Below are 16,966 nucleotides of genomic sequence, written 5' to 3' on the forward strand. Positions count from 1 at the left end.
GCGGCGCGCCGCCCGGCCACGCGCCGTTTGCCGTGCTGCCGCGGCGAACGGCGTTTTTCGTTCCGGAACCCTAGTTCGCGATCGCCGTCACGACGTACTTGCCGTCCTTGCGCGTGGCGGTGAAGCGCACCTTGTCGCCCGCCTTGATGTTGGCCAGCAATGCCGGATCGGCCTCATAGACCAGCGTCATGGCGGGAAGGTCCAGTTGCTTGATGGCGTCGTGCTTGATGGTGACCTTGCCCGCCGCCGGGTCCACCCGCCGCACTTCGCCGCTGGCCTCGGCCTGCTGCGCGAACGCCAGCGGCGCGGCCACCGCCGCGACGGCCACGGCGGCGACGGCCATGGGGATTGCGTATTTGCGGTCAAAAACCATGCAGATATCCTCCGATTGCAGCGAAAGCGCGGGGCGGAAAACGGAGCCGCCCCGACGTTCCATAGTGCTAGGATACCGCCCTTGTGCAACAGTCGGCCCACGGGAACGCAACAATCCTGACCATTGGTTGCGCCCGCGCGCGGCGAACGCCCGCCGCCTCCCGGGGGCTGGACACAATACCCACACCATTCGTCACTCTTTCAGGAATTCCCATGGCCAACCGCTTATCTGTCATTGCCACGCGCACGGGGGACGACGGCACCACCGGCCTTGGGGACGGATCCCGCGCGCCCAAGGACGCGCCCCGCATCGCCGCGCTCGGCGACGTGGACGAACTGAACAGCGCCATCGGCCTCCTGCTGACCGAAGCCCTGCCCGCCGAGGTGTCCGCCGACCTGTCCGCCATCCAGCACGACCTGTTCGACATGGGCGCGGAACTCTGCATCCCCGGCCACGTGGCCCTGACGGACGAACAGGTCGCGCGCCTGGACGCGCGCCTGGCCCACTACAACGCCACGCTGCCCCCCCTGCGCGAATTCATCCTTCCGGGCGGGTCGCGCGGCGCGGCGCAGGCGCACGTGGCGCGCACCGTCTGCCGCCGCGCGGAACGGGCGGTCGTGTCGCTGGCCAGGGTCGATCCGGTGAACCCGCCCGTCAGGCAGTACCTGAACCGGCTGTCCGACCTGATGTTCGTGCTGGCGCGTTGTATAAACCAGCATGCGGGACAGAAAGACACGTTCTGGGCGGGCGCCCAGGCGCGCCGATAGTCCCGCGCCAAGGACGCGCCTGGCGCCTCGCGGCCCACAGGGTTTGACCAACATGAGCATCGTCGTCACCGGCGGAGCCGGCTTCATCGGCTCCAATTTCGTACTGGATTGGCTTGCCCAGCGCGACGAGCCCGTCGTTACGCTGGACAAACTCACGTACGCCGGCAACCCCGGCAACCTCGCCTCTCTGCGCGGCGACGCAAGGCATACCTTGGTCCAGGGCGACATCGGCGATCCCGCAACGGTCTCGCGGCTGCTGGCCGCGCATGCGCCCCGCGCGGTGATCAACTTCGCCGCGGAAACCCACGTCGACCGCTCCATCGCCGACCCCGACGCCTTCGTCCAGGCCAACATCGTCGGGACCTCGCGCCTGCTGACGGCCGTGCGCGACTACTGGGCCGGGCTGGAGCCCGCCGCCCGCGCCGGCTTCCGGTTCCTGCACGTTTCCACCGACGAGGTGTACGGTTCGCTGGAAGCCGGGGCCCCGGCCTTCACCGAAACGGCGCGCTACGCGCCGAACAGCCCCTATTCCGCCAGCAAGGCGGCAAGCGACCATCTGGTCCGGGCCTTCCACACGACCTACGGCCTGCCGGTGCTGACGTCGAACTGCTCGAACAACTACGGCCCCTACCAGTTCCCGGAAAAGCTCATCCCCCTGGTCATCCACAACGCGCTCGCCGGCAAGCCGCTGCCGATCTACGGAGACGGCCTGCAGATCCGGGACTGGCTATACGTGGCCGACCATTGCGACGCGATCCGCAAGATACTGGAGGCGGGCGAGCCGGGCACGACTTTCAACGTGGGCGGCTGGAACGAAAAGACCAATCTTGAAGTCGTGCGGCAACTGTGCGCGCTGCTCGATGAACTCAGCCCCCGGCCCGACGGCCGGCCCTACGCGGCCCAGATCGCGCACGTCGCGGACCGCCCCGGACACGACCGCCGCTACGCGGTCGACGCCGGCCGCCTGCAACGCGCGCTGGGCTGGACGCCCGCGGAAACGTTCGAAACCGGTCTGCGAAAAACGGTACTCTGGTACCTGAGCCACCCGCGGTGGGTGGCGGACGTCACCAGTGGCGCCTATCGCGACTGGGCAAGAGAACAGTACGAGACTTAGCAAGGGCCGCGTGAAGATCCTACTGCTGGGCAAGAACGGCCAGGTGGGCCGGGAACTGCGCCGCGCACTGGCCCCGTTGGGGGAACTGGTGGCGCCGGGCCGCGATGCCGCCGACCTGCGCGACCAGGACGGCCTGCGCGCGGTCCTGTCGGCGTGCCGGCCCGATGCGATCGTGAACGCCGCGGCCTACACGGCCGTGGACCGGGCCGAAACCGACGGCGAGACGGCGTCCCAGGTCAATGCCCTGGCGGTCTCCACCCTCGCCCGCCATGCCCGGGCCACGAGCGCCTTGCTCGTCCATTATTCGACCGACTATGTCTTCGACGGCACGGCCGCGCAACCCTATGCGGAAACCGATATCCCCAACCCCCGGAACGTCTACGGCGCCACCAAGCTCGCGGGCGAACAGGCCATCCGGGACGCCGGCTGCGACGCCCTGGTGTTCCGGACCAGTTGGGTCTATTCGGCGCACGGCCGGAACTTCCTGAAGGCCATCCTGCGCCTGGCACAGGCCCGGCAAAGCCTGGATGTCGTGGCGGACCAGCACGGCGCGCCGACGTCGGCCGAACTGGTCGCCGACACGACGGCGCTGGCGGTGCGACGGCATATCGAAGGGCGGCTGGCCGCGGGAACCTACCACCTGGCCGCCGCCGGCTCGACCAACTGGCATGGTTACGCGCAATATATCGTGGCGGGCGCCGCGGCCCGCGGCGCGGCCCTGGCGCTCGCCCCGGAACACATCCGGGCGATCGCCGCCGGGGACTACCCGGCGGCGGCGCAACGGCCCCTCAATTCCAGGCTGGACACGGCCCTGCTGTCGCGCGCGCTGGACTTGCGGCTGCCCGATTGGACGACGCACGTCGATCGCGTCCTGGACCAGCTCATCGAACCCGGAGATTCCGCATGGCGCGCAAAGGCATAGTTCTGGCAGGCGGTTCGGGCGCCCGGCTGCACCCGGCGACGCTGGCCATCAGCAAACAGCTATTGCCGGTTTTCGACAAGCCGATGATCTACTACCCGCTCACCACGCTGATGCTGGCGGGCATCCGCGACATCCTGGTGATCTCCACGCCGCAGGACACGCCGCGGTTCCGGCAATTGCTGGGCGACGGTTCGCAGTGGGGCCTGAACATCGAATACGCCGTCCAGCCCTCGCCCGACGGCCTGGCGCAAGCGTTCCTCATCGGCGCGCCCTTCATCGGCCAGGGCGCCTCGGCGCTCGTGCTGGGCGACAACATCTTCTACGGCCATGAACTGCCCAGGCTGCTGCAACGCGCCAACGCGCGCGCGGACGGCGCAACCGTCTTCACCTATCACGTCCAGGACCCGGAACGCTACGGCGTGGCGGAATTCGACCGGCGCGGCAAGGTGCTGTCCATCGAGGAAAAGCCGGCGCGGCCGCGCTCCGGCTATGCGGTGACCGGGCTGTATTTCTACGACAACGACGTCATCGACATCGCCCGGAGCATCCGCCCGTCCGCGCGCGGCGAACTCGAGATCACCGACGTCAACCAGCACTATCTGGAACAGGACAGGCTGGCCGTGGAAATCATGGGCCGCGGCTACGCCTGGCTGGACACCGGCACGCATGAGTCGCTGCTCGAGGCCAGCCAGTTCATCGCCACGCTGGAACACCGCCAGGGCCTGAAGGTGGCCTGCCCCGAGGAAATCGCCTTCCGCCAGGGGTGGATCACCGCCGACGCGCTTGAACGGCTGGCGCAGCCTCTGTCCAAGAGCGGCTACGGCAAATACCTCATGCGTGTCCTGGTGGACAAGGTGTTCTGATGAAAGTCATCCCGCAAGCCATTCCCGACGTGCTGGTCCTGGAGCCCCGCGTCCTCGCCGATGAACGCGGCTTCTTTTTCGAGAGCTTCAACCAAGGGGTTTTCGAGGCCGCCACCGGCCTGCGGCGCAGCTTCGTGCAGGACAATCACTCGCGCTCGGCCCAGGGCGTCCTGCGCGGCCTGCACTATCAGGTCGCGCAGATGCAGGGCAAGCTCGTGCGCGTGTGCGCGGGCGAGATCTTCGACGTGGCGGTGGACCTGCGGCGCGCGTCGCCGACGTTCGGGAAATGGGTGGGCGCCGTGCTGAGCGCCGAGAACAAGCGCCAGTTGTGGATACCCGAAGGCTTCGCCCACGGCTTCCTGGCGCTGTCCGATTCCGCCGAGGTGCTGTACAAGGCCACGGACTATTACGCGCAGCAGCACGAGCGCTGCATCCGCTGGGACGACCCGGCGCTGGCCATCGCCTGGCCCTGCCGGCAGGCGCCGCTGCTCTCCGCGAGGGACCGCAACGGCGCCTCGCTGGAAGACGCCGAAACCTGCTGAATCAGTTCACGCCGGCCGCGTGCGCCTGCTCGTCCGCGTGGTACGAGGACCGCACCATGGCGCCCACCGCCGCATGCGAGAAGCCCATGGCGTAGGCTTCGCGCTCGAACATGGCGAAGGTGTCCGGATGCACGTAGCGCAGCACGGGCAGGTGGTGCTCCGACGGCTGCAGGTACTGCCCGATGGTCAGCATGTCCACGTTGTGCTCGCGCATGTCGCGCATCACTTGCAGGATTTCCTCGTCGGTCTCGCCCAGGCCCAGCATCAGGCCGGACTTGGTGGGGACCTCGGGGTGCAGCTTCTTGAATTCGGCCAGCAGCTTCAGCGAGTGCAGGTAGTCCGAACCCGGGCGGGCCTGCTTGTACAGGCGCGGCACGGTTTCCAGGTTGTGGTTCATCACGTCCGGCGGGCCGGCGTTCAGGATGGTCAGCGCGCGGTCCAGGCGGCCGCGGAAGTCGGGCACCAGCACCTCGATGCGGGTCGTGGGCGACAGTTCGCGGATGTGCGTGATGCAATCCACGAAGTGGCCGGCGCCGCCGTCGCGCAGGTCGTCGCGGTCCACCGAGGTGATCACGACGTAGGACAGCTTCATCGCGGCGATGGTGCGCGCAAGGTTTTCGGGCTCGTTGGTGTCCAGCGGATCCGGACGGCCGTGGCCCACGTCACAGAACGGGCAGCGGCGCGTGCACTTGTCGCCCATGATCATGAAAGTGGCCGTGCCCTTGCCGAAGCATTCGCCGATGTTCGGGCAGGAGGCCTCTTCGCACACCGTGTGCAGGTTGTGTTCCCGCAGGATGCGCTTGATGTCGTAGAAGCGCGAGCCCGGCGCGGCGGCCTTCACGCGGATCCATTCAGGCTTCTTCAGGCGCTCGGCCGGAATGATCTTGATGGGAATGCGCGCCGTCTTGGCCTGCGATTTCTGCTTTTGCGTCGGATCGTAGGCCGCGTCCGCGGGCGCGGGCGCAGCGGCGGATTCGTTCGAGGGAACAGGAGACTCGGCGAGCGTAGACATGGGGCACCTTCATGACCGGCGCGCGGACGGGCCGGGTCTGGAACAAAAACGGCATTTTACCCCCCGCCGTCCGGATCCGCCCCGAACGGGGCCGCCCGCGGCGCGGACCGCGGCCCGCCTGGGTTATCGTCACGCCTGACGAATCCGCTGGTTTTCCCCCATGGCTTCCCTGCCCCCGCCCCGCCCCATCGCCCTGATCGCGCCCCGACTGGACGCCGCCCCCGCCGCCCGCGCCATCCAGGCGTGCGCCGAACTGCTTGCGCCCGCCGGCTATTACCTGGCCGCCGCGCCCTGGCAGGACGCGCCCGGCCCGTCCCTGCTGGGCGAACTGCGCCCGGCGGCGGCGCTCGTCATCGGCCCGCTGGACGACCCCGGCCTTCGGTCCGCGGTCGCCTCGCTGGAAATCCCGCTGGTCGAAACCTGGAGCGCTTCCGCCCAGCCGCTGGACGGCGCCATCGTGATCGACAACATGGAAGCGGGACGCATGGCGGCGCGGCACCTCGCCGCCAAGGGCCATGCGCGGGTCGCCTGCGTCAGCGCCGACAATCCGTGGGAGCGCGGGCGGCGGGAGGGCTTCATCGCCAGCGCCGCCGCGCTGGGGCTGGAACAGGTGGCGGACATCGTGCAGCCCGAGATCCAGCACATGAACGACGGCCGCGTGGCTTTCCTGCGCCTGCTGGCCACCAACACGATCTTCGACGCGGTGTTCTGCAGTTCCGATCTGCTGGCCGCCGCCGCGGTCTCCGAGGCGCACAACCGCGACCTGCACGTGCCGCAAGACCTGGCGGTGCTGGGCTTCACGGACGACGGCAGCGCGGCGCAATGGGCGCAAGGGCTGACCACGCTGGGCGTGGACGCCGCCGCCCTGGGCCGGCGCGCCGGCCAGTTCCTGCTCGACCGCCTGCAAGGCGAACGCGGCGCCCGCGAGCGCGTAACCGTCGAGGTGGTGTTCGAGGAACGGCTGAGCACGTAGGATGGGTGGAGCGCGAGAGTTCTTAAGGAAGAACTCAGGTATCCAGCGCGCGCAACCCATGCTGCCGTGGGCAGACAGTGCCTGACATCGGTTGGAAAACAAGCGATTGCGGCCGCATGGGTTGCGCGCGTTCAGCGTCTGATTTCTAGCTTAAGAACTCTCGCGCTCCACCCATCCTACGCCCCATACAGCGCCGGGAATCCGCTGGCCTGGAGCATGGCGTTGGCTTCGCGGAGGAAGGCGGGCGTGGCCGTCTCGGGCACGCGGACCAGCCACTGCGCGGCGTCTTCCTTGCGGCCGCGCAACAGCAGCAGCCGGCCCAGGTGGAACATGCCGCGGAAATCGCCGCCTTCGGCGCAGCGCCGGTAGCAGTCGAAGGCGCGCTCCATGTCCTGCTCGACCGCGTCGCCCGCTTCGTAATAGCGGCCGACCACGCCGATGGATTTCACGTGCCCGGCCTGCGCCGCCTGCTGGTAGAGGGCCAGCGCCGCCGCGGGATCCTGCGCCACGCCGCCGCGACCGCCGCGCAGCATGTGGGCGTAGTTGTACATGCCCCAGTCCAGCCCGCGGTCCGCGGCCAGCCGGAACCAGTACGCCGCGACCGTGTCGTCGGGCGCCACGCCCCAGCCGTTCTCGTAGCAGCGGCCCACCATGTTGATGGCCATGAGATGGTCGGCGTTGGCCGCGCGCTTGAACCACGCCAGCCCTTCCGCCTGGTCGCGCTCGACGCCGGCGCCGTCCAGCAGCATCTGCCCGTAGATGGCCTGGGCTTCCGTCAGCCCCAGTTCGGCGGCCGCCCGGATCCAGGCGGCGTAGTCCTCGGCGGGCCCTTCTTCCCGCAGGCGGGCCAGTTGTTCGGGCGTGGTGGCGGCGACGTCCGCCGCGCTATAGGTCTTCATGTCTTGTTCCTCGCGCGGCGCCAGGCCTGCTCCAGGTTGCGTCCCAGCGCGTCGCCCGCCTCGGTGGGCGCGCGCCGCGCGCCGCAGCTCGCCATGTCGACGGTGCGCAGCCCCTGGTAGCCGCAGGGGTTGATGCCCAGGAAGGGCGTCAGGTCCATCGACACGTTCAGCGAAACGCCGTGATAGGCCCGGCCGTTGCGGATCTTGATGCCCAGCGCGGCGATCTTGGCCAGTTCGCCCCCGTCGGGATCGGGCACGTAGACGCCCGGCGCGCCGGGCTTGCGACAGGCGTTCGCCACGCCCATCTGGGTCAGCGTATCGATGACCGCGCCTTCCAGCAGATTCACGTATTCCTTCACGTACATGTCCGCGCGGCGCAGGTCGAACAGCGCGTACGCCATGACCTGCCCGGGGCCGTGGTAGGTCACCTGTCCGCCACGGTCGCAGCGGACGATGGGGATGTCGCCGGGGTTGAGCACGTGTTGCGGCAGCCCGGCCTGGCCCAGGGTGTAGACCGGCGCGTGTTCGCAAAGCCAGATCTCATCGGGCGTGTCGGCGCCGCGCAGGTTGGTGTAGGCCTGCATCTCCTGCCAGACCGACAGGTAATCCGCGGGCCGCGCGAGCCACTTGATCACAGCCGGCCCGCTCTAGAGAACGATGGACACCATCGGATGGCCGTGCAGCGCCCGGTAGAGCTCGTCCAGTTGTTCGCGCGACGTGGCGCGCACCGTGAAGGTCAGGCCCAGGTAGTTGCCGCCCTTGCTGGGCCGCATTTCCACCGTGGCGGCGTCGAAGCCGGGATCGAACTGCAGCACAACCTCGGTCAGCGTCTGCGCGAATTCGGGATGCTGCTTGCCCATGACCTTGATGGGGAAGTCGCTGGGGTACTCGATGAGAGAGTCTTCGGGCGGGATATGCATGACGGTTACCTGGGAAGATTGTTGCCCTGAATGTTCTTATATGGGGGCAAACGGTGCGCCGGCAAGTGCCCGCGGAACCCCCGGACGGCCCCGAGGGCCGCCCGGAACAACGGTCTACAGCGCGGCGATGCGGGCATCATAACCCGCACGCAATTGCTCAAAAACAGGGCCGGGCTTGCCCGAACCCACCGGCTTGCCGTCCAGGGAGACGATGGCCAGCACTTCCTTGGTGGCCGAGGACAGCATCAGTTCGTCCGCCTGCTCCACCTCCTGCTGGGAGATGCGGCGCGACTCGAACGGGATGCCCGCCTCGGCGGCCAGTTCGCCCATCAGGCCGTAGCGGATGCCTTCCAGGATCAGGTTGTTCTTGGGCGGCGCCAGCAGCTTGCCACCGGAAACCACCCAGATGTTGGTGGACGAACCTTCGGTCAGGTAGCCGTCGCGGAACTGGACGACCTCGTCGACCTGGGCGTCGACCGCCTGCTGCTTGGCCAGCACGTTGCCCAGCAGGGAAACCGACTTGATCTCGCAATGCAGCCAGCGTTCGTCGGGAATGCCGATGGCGGCCACGCCCTGGGCGCGCTGCGCGGCCGTCGGCGGCGACCAGGCCGAAACCATGCCGAAGACGGTGGGCGCGACCGGAACGGAAGGGAACTGGTGGTCCCGCTTGGCCACGCCGCGCGTCACTTGCAGGTAGACGATGCAGGTTTCCATGTCGGTGCGCGCCAGCAATTGCTGGATCAGGTCGATCCAGCCTTCGCGGCCGAAGGGCTGGGCGATCCGCAGGGCAGCCAGGCTGCGGTCCAGGCGGTTCAGGTGCTCGGCCATGCGGAACGCATTGCCGTGGTACACGGGGACGACTTCGTAGATGCCATCCCCGAAAATAAAGCCGCGGTCGAGGACGGAGACCTTGGCCTCGTCCACGCGCAGGAATTCACCGTTGAGATACACCTGGCTTTCGCCCGGCACGCCCGGAATCATGAGGCACTCCTGAAAAGGAAAAGATAGGGACGAACCGCCAGGTCCGTCCCGGGAATGAAATACGGGCGTTTCATCACGAAACGCCCGTCGCTAGCTTACACCTGCGGCGCGCCCGCGGCGCGGCGCCCGTGGCCCGAAACCCTTATTCGAACCAGCGCTTGACGGTATCGACCATGCGGCCGAAGAAGCCCGCGCGCTCCACGGCGTCCTGCACCACCAGCGGCTCGCTGCGCAGCACCTTGCCGTCCAGCGTGAATTGCAGGGTGCCGACCTGCTGGCCCTTGGCCAGGGGCGCGATCAGCGGATCGGTGCGCTGCGCCACCGGCTTGAGGTCGCCGGCCTTGCCGCGCGGCACCGCGATCGACACGGGGTTGGGCGGGCCCAGCTTGACGATTTCGGCCGTGCCTTCCCAGACGCGCACGTCGATGCCGGGCTGGCTCTTGTCGAACAGCTTCACGGTGTCGAAGTTCTGGAAGCTCCAGTTCAGCAGCTTCAGGCTCTCTTCGGCGCGCGTGGCCTCGCTGTCGGTGCCCACCACGACCACGAGGATGCGGCGGTCGCCGCGCACCGCGGTCGACACCAGGCAATAGCCCGCCGAATCGGTATGGCCGGTCTTCATGCCGTCCACCGAGGGATCGGCCCACAGCAGGCGGTTGCGGTTGGGCTGCGTGATCTTGTTGTAGGTGTAGCTCTTCTGCTTGTAGTAGTGGAAGAAATCCGGATGATCGGTGATCAGGTGCGACGACAGGATGGCCAGGTCCCGCGTGGACGTCATGTGCTGCGGATCGGGCAGGCCCGTGGCGTTCATGAAGTGCGTATTCTTCAGCCCCAGGCGCTCGGCTTCCTGGTTCATGAGCGAGGCGAACGCGCTTTCGCTGCCGCCGACCGCTTCGGCCAGCGCCACGGACGCGTCGTTGCCGGACTGCACGATCATGCCCTGGTTCAGTTCATCCACCGTGACCGGCTTGCGCGGTTCGATGAACATGCGCGAACCGCCCGTGCGCCAGGCGTGTTCGGACACGGGCACGGTCTGCTCCAGCGTCAGGCGCTTTTCATCGAGCGCGTTGAACACGACGTACGCCGTCATGATCTTGGTCAGCGAGGCCGGCTCCACCTTCATGTCCGGATTCGAGGCCGCCAGGGTCTGGCCGCTGTTCACGTCCATCACGATCCAGGCCTTGGCCGCGATCGTGGGCGCCGGCACGGCCGACACATCGCCCACCGGGACCACCGCCGAAGCCGACGGCGCCGGCGCGGCGGCCGGGGCGGCGGCGGGAGCCTGCTGTTGCTGCGCCCAGGCCGGCATCGAGGCCGCGAGCATCGCCGACAGCACCGCGCCGGAAAGCAGGCGGCGGGTAAAGACGACGGGGGAGTGAGCGGAGTAAGGCAAATTCTTCATCGGCAACGTGGGTCCAGGAATGACGCCCGCCGGCGCGGGTCAAGTGGCTGACAATTATAGGCAGTCGATAGGACCACCTTCGCCCGTGCAGGGTTCCCCTTGCGGCTAAAACATGCAACGTGATGCAACCTGGGAGGTTTGGTGGGTGTCTGACACCCGGGAAGGCCTCTATATCAATCAGGTGTCTGACACCCATACGAGACGCTCATTAGGCTGAAGCCGGCTTCCCCGGGTGTCAGACACCACCCCAGCGCCTCAATCCAACGCAACCTTCAACCGCGCCTGCACCAACTGGCGCAGCACCAGCAGCTTGCCGTGGAAGAAATGCGACGCGCCGGGCACCACGACCACCGGGATGGAACGCGGGCGCGCCCAGTCCATGGCCTCGGACAGCGGCACGACTTCGTCCTCTTCGCCGTGCACCAGCAGCGTGTCGCCGGGCACCTGCACCTCGTGCGACTGGAAGCGGTTCACCGCGGGGCCCATCAGCATCAGGGCGGACGGCAGCGCCGGATCGCCCTGCTCCGCCAGCGCGGAATACGTCTGCGCGGCGACCGCGGTGCCGAAGGAAAAGCCCGCCAGCACCCACGGCGCCTGGGCCAGCTCGGGATGCAGCTCGCGCATCTGCGCCACCACGTCCAGCATGTCCCGGGTCTCGCCCACCGATTTGTCGAACGCGCCTTCGGACAGGCCCACACCGCGGAAATTCGGGCGCACCGCCACCAGGCCGTGCTGCACGCAGGCCCGCGACAAGGTCGTGACCACCTTGTTCTCGCGCGCGCCGCCCTGCAGCGGATGCGGATGCAGCACCAGCGCCCAGCCTCGCGGCGCGCCGGCGGGCCAATCGACGGCGCAATCGATGCGGCCGGCGGCGCCGACGAATGCGTGGGTTTCAGTGCGTGCGGACATGGCGGAACTCAAGAAACGGAAAAAAAACGATGTTAACCGCCCGTCCCGGGCGAGGGTTTCAGGGTCGCGGCCAGCCATTGCGCCAACTGGTCCGCGGCCTCGCTGCTGGCCTGGCGCAAGGCCGCCACGCCGCCCGCGGCATCCTGCGTCGGCGCGGCCGCCTGCACCGCGATGCGCTTCTGGCCCAATACGGCGCGGCCTTCCACCAGCACCGCCTGCAACAGGATGCGTCCCTCGCTGGATTGGCCGTCGGCGGCGAACACCTGCTCGAACTGCGACAAGTACACCTGCAATTGCGGCGTCTGCAGGCTGACGCGATCGTTCAGCACCGGCCCCTGGCGCGACAGGCGGTCGGCGATGCGCTGCCGCACCAGCTCCGTCGGCGACGAAGCCCAGCGGTAGGTGGCATAGGCCTTGGGCGCGGCGCTGTCGCCCACGCGCCAGATCACGCTGGTGTCGGACAGGCTGGGCACGGCCTGGAAGACCATGGCGATGGGCTGGCGCGCCGGCAGGGCCGGCACGGGACTGGCGTCCAGGCCCAGGTCGAACGCGGTGGGCGGCGCGGGCACGCGGCCGATGCCGCAGCCCGCCAGGACCAGGGTCAGGATGAAAACGGCGCTACGCATCTTCGTCATTTGGCTTATCTCCCGAATCCGGCAAAGCCGGCTTCGCCGGGTCCGGGTTCGCGGGGAGCCGGGCCGAACAGGAACGATTGCGGCGTGTTGTCCACACGGCGCAGGGTAACGGCCGCGCCCCGCGCGGCCTCGCTGACGTTGGCGGCCATGCCGGTGATCGCCGGCAGGGTTTCGCCGTCCAGCCGCGCGGCGGCCAGGGCAATGTCGTTGAGGCTGCTGGTCGCGGCGGACAAGGCGCCGCCGGGACCCGTCAGGCGCGCCACGGACTGGCGGGCCTGCTGCGCCAGGTCGCCCACCTCGCGCGCGGCGCGGTCCGCCTGGCGCGACGCATTGCCCAGCGAATCCATCAGCGGCCCCACCTTGGCCATCGCCGGCGCGAGGTCGCGGCTGGCCTCTTTCAGGGATTGCGTGAGGTCGGTGGCATTCTGCAGGCTGGCGGTCAGCGCCTGCACGTTCTGCTCGCTCAGCACGCGGCGAAGCTGCTCGGTGACCTCTTCGACGTTCGCGATGAGCTTGCCGCCGCGCTGCTCGACGCGGTCCAGAAAGCCGGGGCGCAGCGGAATGGCGGCGGGATGGGCCGCCGACGACTCCAGGCGCGCCATCGAGCTGCCGTCGTCGCGCAGTTCCACGTTGGACATGCCCGTCACGCCCTGCACGCCCAGCTCCGCCCAGGTCGATTCGGTGATGGGCGTGTTCGGCGCGATGCCGATGCGGATGCGCACCTGCCCCGGCTTGTCCGGATTCAGGGCCAGCGACTGCACCTTGCCGACGGGCACGCCTTGATAGCGCACGGTCGACTGCGGATTCAGCCCGCTGACGGCGGTGGCGGAGATGATTTCGTACGGTTGCAGTTGGGTCCGGTCCCGGCCGATCCAGACGGCCGCCAAGGCAGCGGCGGCCAGCAAGACCAGCGTGAAGATACCGGCCATGAGCGCATGACTACGGTTTTCCATGATGCAATCCCTTCGGCGCCAGATCCCCCAGCGCGCGCAAGCCGCGCTCGCCCAGGAAGAACGTGTGAATGAACGGGTGATCGACCTTCAATACTTCCGGCACCGTGTCGCACACGATCACCCGCTTGTCGGCGAGCACGGCGACACGCGTGGCCAGGGCCAGGAGCGTATCCAGATCGTGCGTCACCATGACCACGGTAAACCCCAACTGCCGGTGCAGGCTGCGCACCAGGTCCACGAATTCGTCGGACCGCAGGGGATCCAGGCCGGCCGTGGGTTCGTCCAGGAACAGCAATTCCGGATCCAGCGACAGCGCGCGCGCCAGCGCCACGCGCTTGACCATGCCGCCGGACAGGTCCGACGGCCGCTTGTCGGCATCGCGCGCGGACAGGCCCACCATGGCCAGCCGGCACATGACGACGTCGCGCACCAGGTCTTCCGGCACCGTGCGCAGCTCGCGCAGCGGCAATGCCACATTGTCGAACACCGACAGCGCGGAAAACAGCGCCCCCGCCTGGAACAGCATGCCCCAGCGGTAGGACAGGCGCCGGCGCTCGCCCGGACTCAGCTCCAGCAGCGAATGGCCCAGCACCCTCACCGTGCCCGCCGCCGGCCGGTCCAGCCCGATGATCTGCCTCAGCAGCACCGTCTTGCCCGTGCCCGACCCGCCCACCAGCACCAGGATCTCGCCCGGGAATACGGTCAAGTCGAGGTTGTCGTGCACGACGTGGTCGCCGAACGCGGTCCGCAGGCCGCGCACCGTGATGACGGGCTCGACGGTGACCCCGTCTTCCGTGAACAAGCGGTTCTGGGTCGCGCCGTTCATCAGATGCCCACCGAACTGAAGACCACGGCGTACAGCGCGTCCAGCAGGATCACGCCGGTAATGGACGTGACGACCGACGTGGTGGTGCCGCGCCCCAGGCTTTCCGTGTTGGGCTGGATGCGCAGGCCGAAATGGCAGGCGATCAGCGCGATCAACATGCCGAAAGTCACTCCCTTCAGCACGCCGATCCAGTAGTTGGTCAGCGAAATGGCGTCCGGCAGCGACTGCAGGAACCATTGCGCCGACACGCCCAACTGCACCTGGGCTGCCAGCATGCCGCCCAGGATCGCCATGGCGTCGGTCCACAGGACCAGCAGCGGCATGGTCACGGCCAGCGCGACCACGCGCGGCAGGATCAGGCGCTGCCCGTGCGAAATGCCCATGACCAGCATCGCGTCCAGTTCCTGCGTCACGCGCATGACGCCGATCTGCGCCGTGATGGCCGAGCCCGAACGGCCCGCGACCAGGATGGCGGCCAGCACCGGCCCCAGCTCGCGCACGATCGACACGCCCAGCAGGCGCACGATGAAACGGTCGGCGCCGATCATCTGCAACTGCTGCGCCGACAGGTAGGACAGGACCACGCCGATCAGGAAACCGACCAGCGCCGTGATGCCCAGCGCCTGCGCGCCGGTGCGGTACACCTGCGCCGAGATCTCGCGCCACGGCCCCAGCCGCGGCCGCCGCAGCATGGCGCCCAGGTCCAGGACCAGTTGCCCCAGCATGGTGAGCAGCGCGCAGCCGTTCTCGGCCGCCTTGAAGACGGCCCCGCCCACGGCGCGCAGCCAGGCCCAGGGATCGGCCGTGGGCGCCGCGGCCGGCGTGCCGCCCTTGTTCATGGCCAGCGCATTGAAAACGTCCTGCTGGCCGGGCGACCAGCGCACGCGCTCGGGCAGCTTTTCGCCCCAGGCCTGCCAGATCAGCAAGGCGCCGATCGTATCCAGGCGGCCGATGCCGTGCAGGTCCCAGCGCGCGCCGTTGCGGGCCGCCCGCGACAGGACCTGGCGGCGGCGTTCCACTTCGCCGGGCTCGGCCAGCGCCAGGACGCTCCAGTCGCCGGCCATGTGGCAAACGTCGCCTTCATGGCGAAAAGGCGCGGCGGCGGGTGCGGACGAAACGGAATGCGGCATGCAGAGAGAATATCCATGCAAAATGTATCGCCAATGATATACGCAGGCGCAGGCGGACCGCGAGGGCGGGCCGCGTGCCCTACAATCGCCGCCATGCCCGATCAAGTCCCACCAATCGACCTGCCCGCGCCGGAAGCCCTGGCCCGGGAACTGGCCGCGCGCCTGCCCGCCTTCCAAGACATCGCCTGGACCGGCAGCACCGGGTCGACCAATGCCGATCTATTGGCGCGCGCACGCGCGGGCGCGGCCGGCAAACCCTGGCTGCTGGGCACGCACCTGCAGGAAACGGGGCGCGGACGGGCCGGCCGGCCCTGGCAGAACCGCTCGGGCTCCACCCTGATGTTCTCTTGCGCATTCGACGTGCGCCTGCCCGCCGCCCAGTTGCCCGCGCTGTCGCCGCTGGCCGGCGTGGCCGCGTGCGAAGCCCTGCGCGCCGTCGCCGGCCCTGGCGCGGCGGGCCTGTGCATGAAATGGCCGAACGACGTGCAATGGCACGACGCCAAGCTCGCGGGCGTGCTGGTCGAGACCACCCGCAACCCCGGCGGCCGCGAAGCCGGCTACACCGTCGTCATCGGGATGGGCGTGAACCTGATGGACGCGGACCGGCTGTCGCTCGCGCTGGACCGCGAGGTCGCCGATTGGAGCCAGGTGCAGGCGCACGCCTCCCGCGCCGCCACGGCCGCCGATCTGGTCTGCGCCAGCGCCACGGCCTGGCATAACGCGATCCTGGACCTGGAGCGCGAAGGCTTCGGCGCGTTCAAGCGGCGTTTCGGCCAGGTGGACGCCCTGGCCGGCCGCAAGGTCAACGTCCTGGACAAGGGCGCTATTCTTCTTAGCGGCACCGCTTGCGGCGTGGACGACCATGGCCGCCTGCTGGTGCAAACGCCCGAGGGCGCCACGCCGATCCTGGTCGGCGAAATCTCGATTCGACGCCAAGCATGATTATCCTCATCGACTCCGGCAACAGCCGTCTCAAGGTGGGCTGGCTGGACGCCGCCAACCCCGACACGCCGCGCGAACCGGCGGCGGTCGCCTTCGAAGGCGTGGATCTGGACGCCCTGGACCGCTGGCTGGCCGCGCTGGCGCGCCGCCCCACCCGCGCGCTGGGCGTGAACGTCGCCGGCGAAGCCCGCGGCGCGGCCATTGCCGCCATCCTGCAAAAACACGGTTGCGCCGTGGCCTGGTCGCCTTCGCAGGCCTCCACGCTGGGCCTGGTCAACAGTTACCGCGTGCCCACGCAACTGGGCGCCGACCGCTGGGCCTCGCTGCTGGGCGTGCTGTCGCGCCTGCCCGGCACGCATCCGCCCTTCGTGCTGGCCAGCTTCGGCACGGCCACCACCATCGACACAGTCGGCCCCGACAACGTCTTTGCCGGCGGGCTGATCCTGCCCGGCCCGGCCATGATGCGCAACGCCCTGGCGCATGGCACCGCCAACCTGCCGGTCGCCAACGGCCAGGTCGTCGCCTACCCCACGGACACGCACGAGGCCATCGCCTCGGGCATCGCCGCGGCGCAGGCCGGCGCGGTCGTGCGCCAATGGCTGGCCGGACGCCAGCGCTATGGCCAGACGCCGCAGATCTACGCGGCGGGCGGCGGCTGGCCCGAAGTGCACCAGGAAATCGAACGCCTGCTGGCGGATGCCGGCGGGGCCTTCGGCGCCGCGCCCGTGCCGGTCTACCTGGATCACCCCGTCCTGGACGGACTGGCCGCGGTCGCCCGCGCCGCCCTGGACGCCAACGCCTGAGCG

At 68.9% G+C, this 16,966-nt stretch carries 19 protein-coding genes and 1 pseudogene; 8 read left to right on the plus strand and 12 right to left on the minus strand.

Going from position 1 to position 16,966, the window contains the following annotated elements:
* Positions 1-70 precede the first annotated feature (70 nt).
* Positions 71-373, minus strand: a complete 303-nt coding sequence (locus WHX56_RS03610; protein ID WP_287753536.1) for a copper-binding protein — start codon at positions 371-373, stop codon at positions 71-73.
* Between the two features lie 212 nt (positions 374-585).
* Here WHX56_RS03610 and WHX56_RS03615 point away from each other — a divergent pair, with 212 nt between their 5' ends.
* The 5 genes from WHX56_RS03615 to rfbC are packed head-to-tail and all read left to right on the plus strand — an operon-like array spanning position 586 to position 4,581.
* On the plus strand, positions 586-1,140 hold the full coding sequence (locus WHX56_RS03615; protein WP_129240456.1) for a cob(I)yrinic acid a,c-diamide adenosyltransferase: 555 nt from the start codon (positions 586-588) through the stop codon (positions 1,138-1,140).
* Between the two features lie 52 nt (positions 1,141-1,192).
* Positions 1,193-2,254: a dTDP-glucose 4,6-dehydratase gene (rfbB, locus tag WHX56_RS03620; protein ID WP_338880483.1), complete on the plus strand. Its 1,062-nt coding sequence runs from the start codon at positions 1,193-1,195 to the stop codon at positions 2,252-2,254.
* 10 nt (positions 2,255-2,264) lie between these two features.
* On the plus strand, positions 2,265-3,176 hold the full coding sequence (rfbD, locus tag WHX56_RS03625) for a dTDP-4-dehydrorhamnose reductase (protein WP_338880484.1): 912 nt from the start codon (positions 2,265-2,267) through the stop codon (positions 3,174-3,176).
* On the plus strand, positions 3,158-4,039 hold the full coding sequence (rfbA, locus tag WHX56_RS03630; RefSeq protein ID WP_338880485.1) for a glucose-1-phosphate thymidylyltransferase RfbA: 882 nt from the start codon (positions 3,158-3,160) through the stop codon (positions 4,037-4,039). Before rfbD ends, rfbA begins: the two co-directional genes overlap by 19 nt.
* Positions 4,039-4,581: a dTDP-4-dehydrorhamnose 3,5-epimerase gene (gene rfbC, locus WHX56_RS03635; RefSeq protein WP_129240460.1), complete on the plus strand. Its 543-nt coding sequence runs from the start codon at positions 4,039-4,041 to the stop codon at positions 4,579-4,581. Before rfbA ends, rfbC begins: the two co-directional genes overlap by 1 nt.
* 1 nt (position 4,582) lies before the next feature.
* Here rfbC and lipA read toward each other — a convergent pair whose 3' ends face one another.
* Positions 4,583-5,593 carry a lipoyl synthase gene (gene lipA, locus WHX56_RS03640; RefSeq protein WP_287753541.1) on the minus strand — a complete coding sequence of 337 codons (1,011 nt, stop codon included), beginning with the start codon at positions 5,591-5,593 and terminating at the stop codon, positions 4,583-4,585.
* Positions 5,594-5,753: 160 nt separating this feature from the next.
* On the opposite strand from lipA, the gene WHX56_RS03645 reads away from it, so the two are divergent.
* A complete protein-coding gene (locus WHX56_RS03645; protein ID WP_338880486.1) occupies positions 5,754-6,566 on the plus strand; it encodes a substrate-binding domain-containing protein in 813 nt (270 codons plus the stop codon).
* 176 nt (positions 6,567-6,742) lie between these two features.
* On the opposite strand, the gene WHX56_RS03650 is transcribed toward WHX56_RS03645, so the two are convergent.
* From WHX56_RS03650 to WHX56_RS03695, 10 genes and pseudogenes are all read right to left on the minus strand, one after another.
* Positions 6,743-7,465: a tetratricopeptide repeat protein gene (locus tag WHX56_RS03650; protein ID WP_338880487.1), complete on the minus strand. Its 723-nt coding sequence runs from the start codon at positions 7,463-7,465 to the stop codon at positions 6,743-6,745.
* Positions 7,462-8,100, minus strand: a complete 639-nt coding sequence (lipB, locus tag WHX56_RS03655; protein ID WP_338880488.1) for a lipoyl(octanoyl) transferase LipB — start codon at positions 8,098-8,100, stop codon at positions 7,462-7,464. Before lipB ends, WHX56_RS03650 begins: the two co-directional genes overlap by 4 nt.
* A gap of 12 nt (positions 8,101-8,112) precedes the next feature.
* Positions 8,113-8,397 (minus strand): annotated as a pseudogene (locus tag WHX56_RS03660) (YbeD family protein); the annotation flags it as partial.
* Positions 8,398-8,499: 102 nt separating this feature from the next.
* On the minus strand, positions 8,500-9,366 hold the full coding sequence (locus tag WHX56_RS03665) for a D-amino acid aminotransferase (protein WP_129247014.1): 867 nt from the start codon (positions 9,364-9,366) through the stop codon (positions 8,500-8,502).
* A gap of 142 nt (positions 9,367-9,508) precedes the next feature.
* The gene (locus WHX56_RS03670; RefSeq protein ID WP_338880489.1) at positions 9,509-10,765 is read right to left on the minus strand and encodes a D-alanyl-D-alanine carboxypeptidase family protein; all 1,257 of its coding nucleotides are present in this window, start codon (positions 10,763-10,765) and stop codon (positions 9,509-9,511) included.
* Between the two features lie 255 nt (positions 10,766-11,020).
* Positions 11,021-11,674, minus strand: a complete 654-nt coding sequence (locus WHX56_RS03675) for an alpha/beta hydrolase (protein WP_338880490.1) — start codon at positions 11,672-11,674, stop codon at positions 11,021-11,023.
* Between the two features lie 32 nt (positions 11,675-11,706).
* Positions 11,707-12,309, minus strand: a complete 603-nt coding sequence (locus tag WHX56_RS03680; protein WP_338880491.1) for an ABC-type transport auxiliary lipoprotein family protein — start codon at positions 12,307-12,309, stop codon at positions 11,707-11,709.
* 5 nt (positions 12,310-12,314) lie between these two features.
* Positions 12,315-13,262: an MlaD family protein gene (locus tag WHX56_RS03685; protein WP_338880492.1), complete on the minus strand. Its 948-nt coding sequence runs from the start codon at positions 13,260-13,262 to the stop codon at positions 12,315-12,317.
* Positions 13,249-14,088 (minus strand): ABC transporter ATP-binding protein, encoded by an 840-nt coding sequence (locus WHX56_RS03690; RefSeq protein ID WP_129247006.1) that lies wholly within the window; start codon positions 14,086-14,088, stop codon positions 13,249-13,251. The genes WHX56_RS03685 and WHX56_RS03690 overlap by 14 nt, the downstream gene beginning before the upstream one ends.
* Entirely contained in the window at positions 14,088-15,218 is a 1,131-nt protein-coding gene (locus WHX56_RS03695) for an MlaE family ABC transporter permease (RefSeq protein ID WP_129247004.1), read from the minus strand. Before WHX56_RS03695 ends, WHX56_RS03690 begins: the two co-directional genes overlap by 1 nt.
* A gap of 93 nt (positions 15,219-15,311) precedes the next feature.
* Between WHX56_RS03695 and WHX56_RS03700 the strand changes: the two genes are divergently transcribed.
* On the plus strand, positions 15,312-16,160 hold the full coding sequence (locus tag WHX56_RS03700) for a biotin--[acetyl-CoA-carboxylase] ligase (protein ID WP_129247002.1): 849 nt from the start codon (positions 15,312-15,314) through the stop codon (positions 16,158-16,160).
* Positions 16,157-16,963: a type III pantothenate kinase gene (locus WHX56_RS03705; protein ID WP_129247000.1), complete on the plus strand. Its 807-nt coding sequence runs from the start codon at positions 16,157-16,159 to the stop codon at positions 16,961-16,963. Before WHX56_RS03700 ends, WHX56_RS03705 begins: the two co-directional genes overlap by 4 nt.
* Positions 16,964-16,966: the final 3 nt, after the last annotated feature.

This window comes from Achromobacter veterisilvae, from assembly GCF_037619525.1.
Taxonomy (GTDB): domain Bacteria; phylum Pseudomonadota; class Gammaproteobacteria; order Burkholderiales; family Burkholderiaceae_B; genus Achromobacter; species Achromobacter veterisilvae.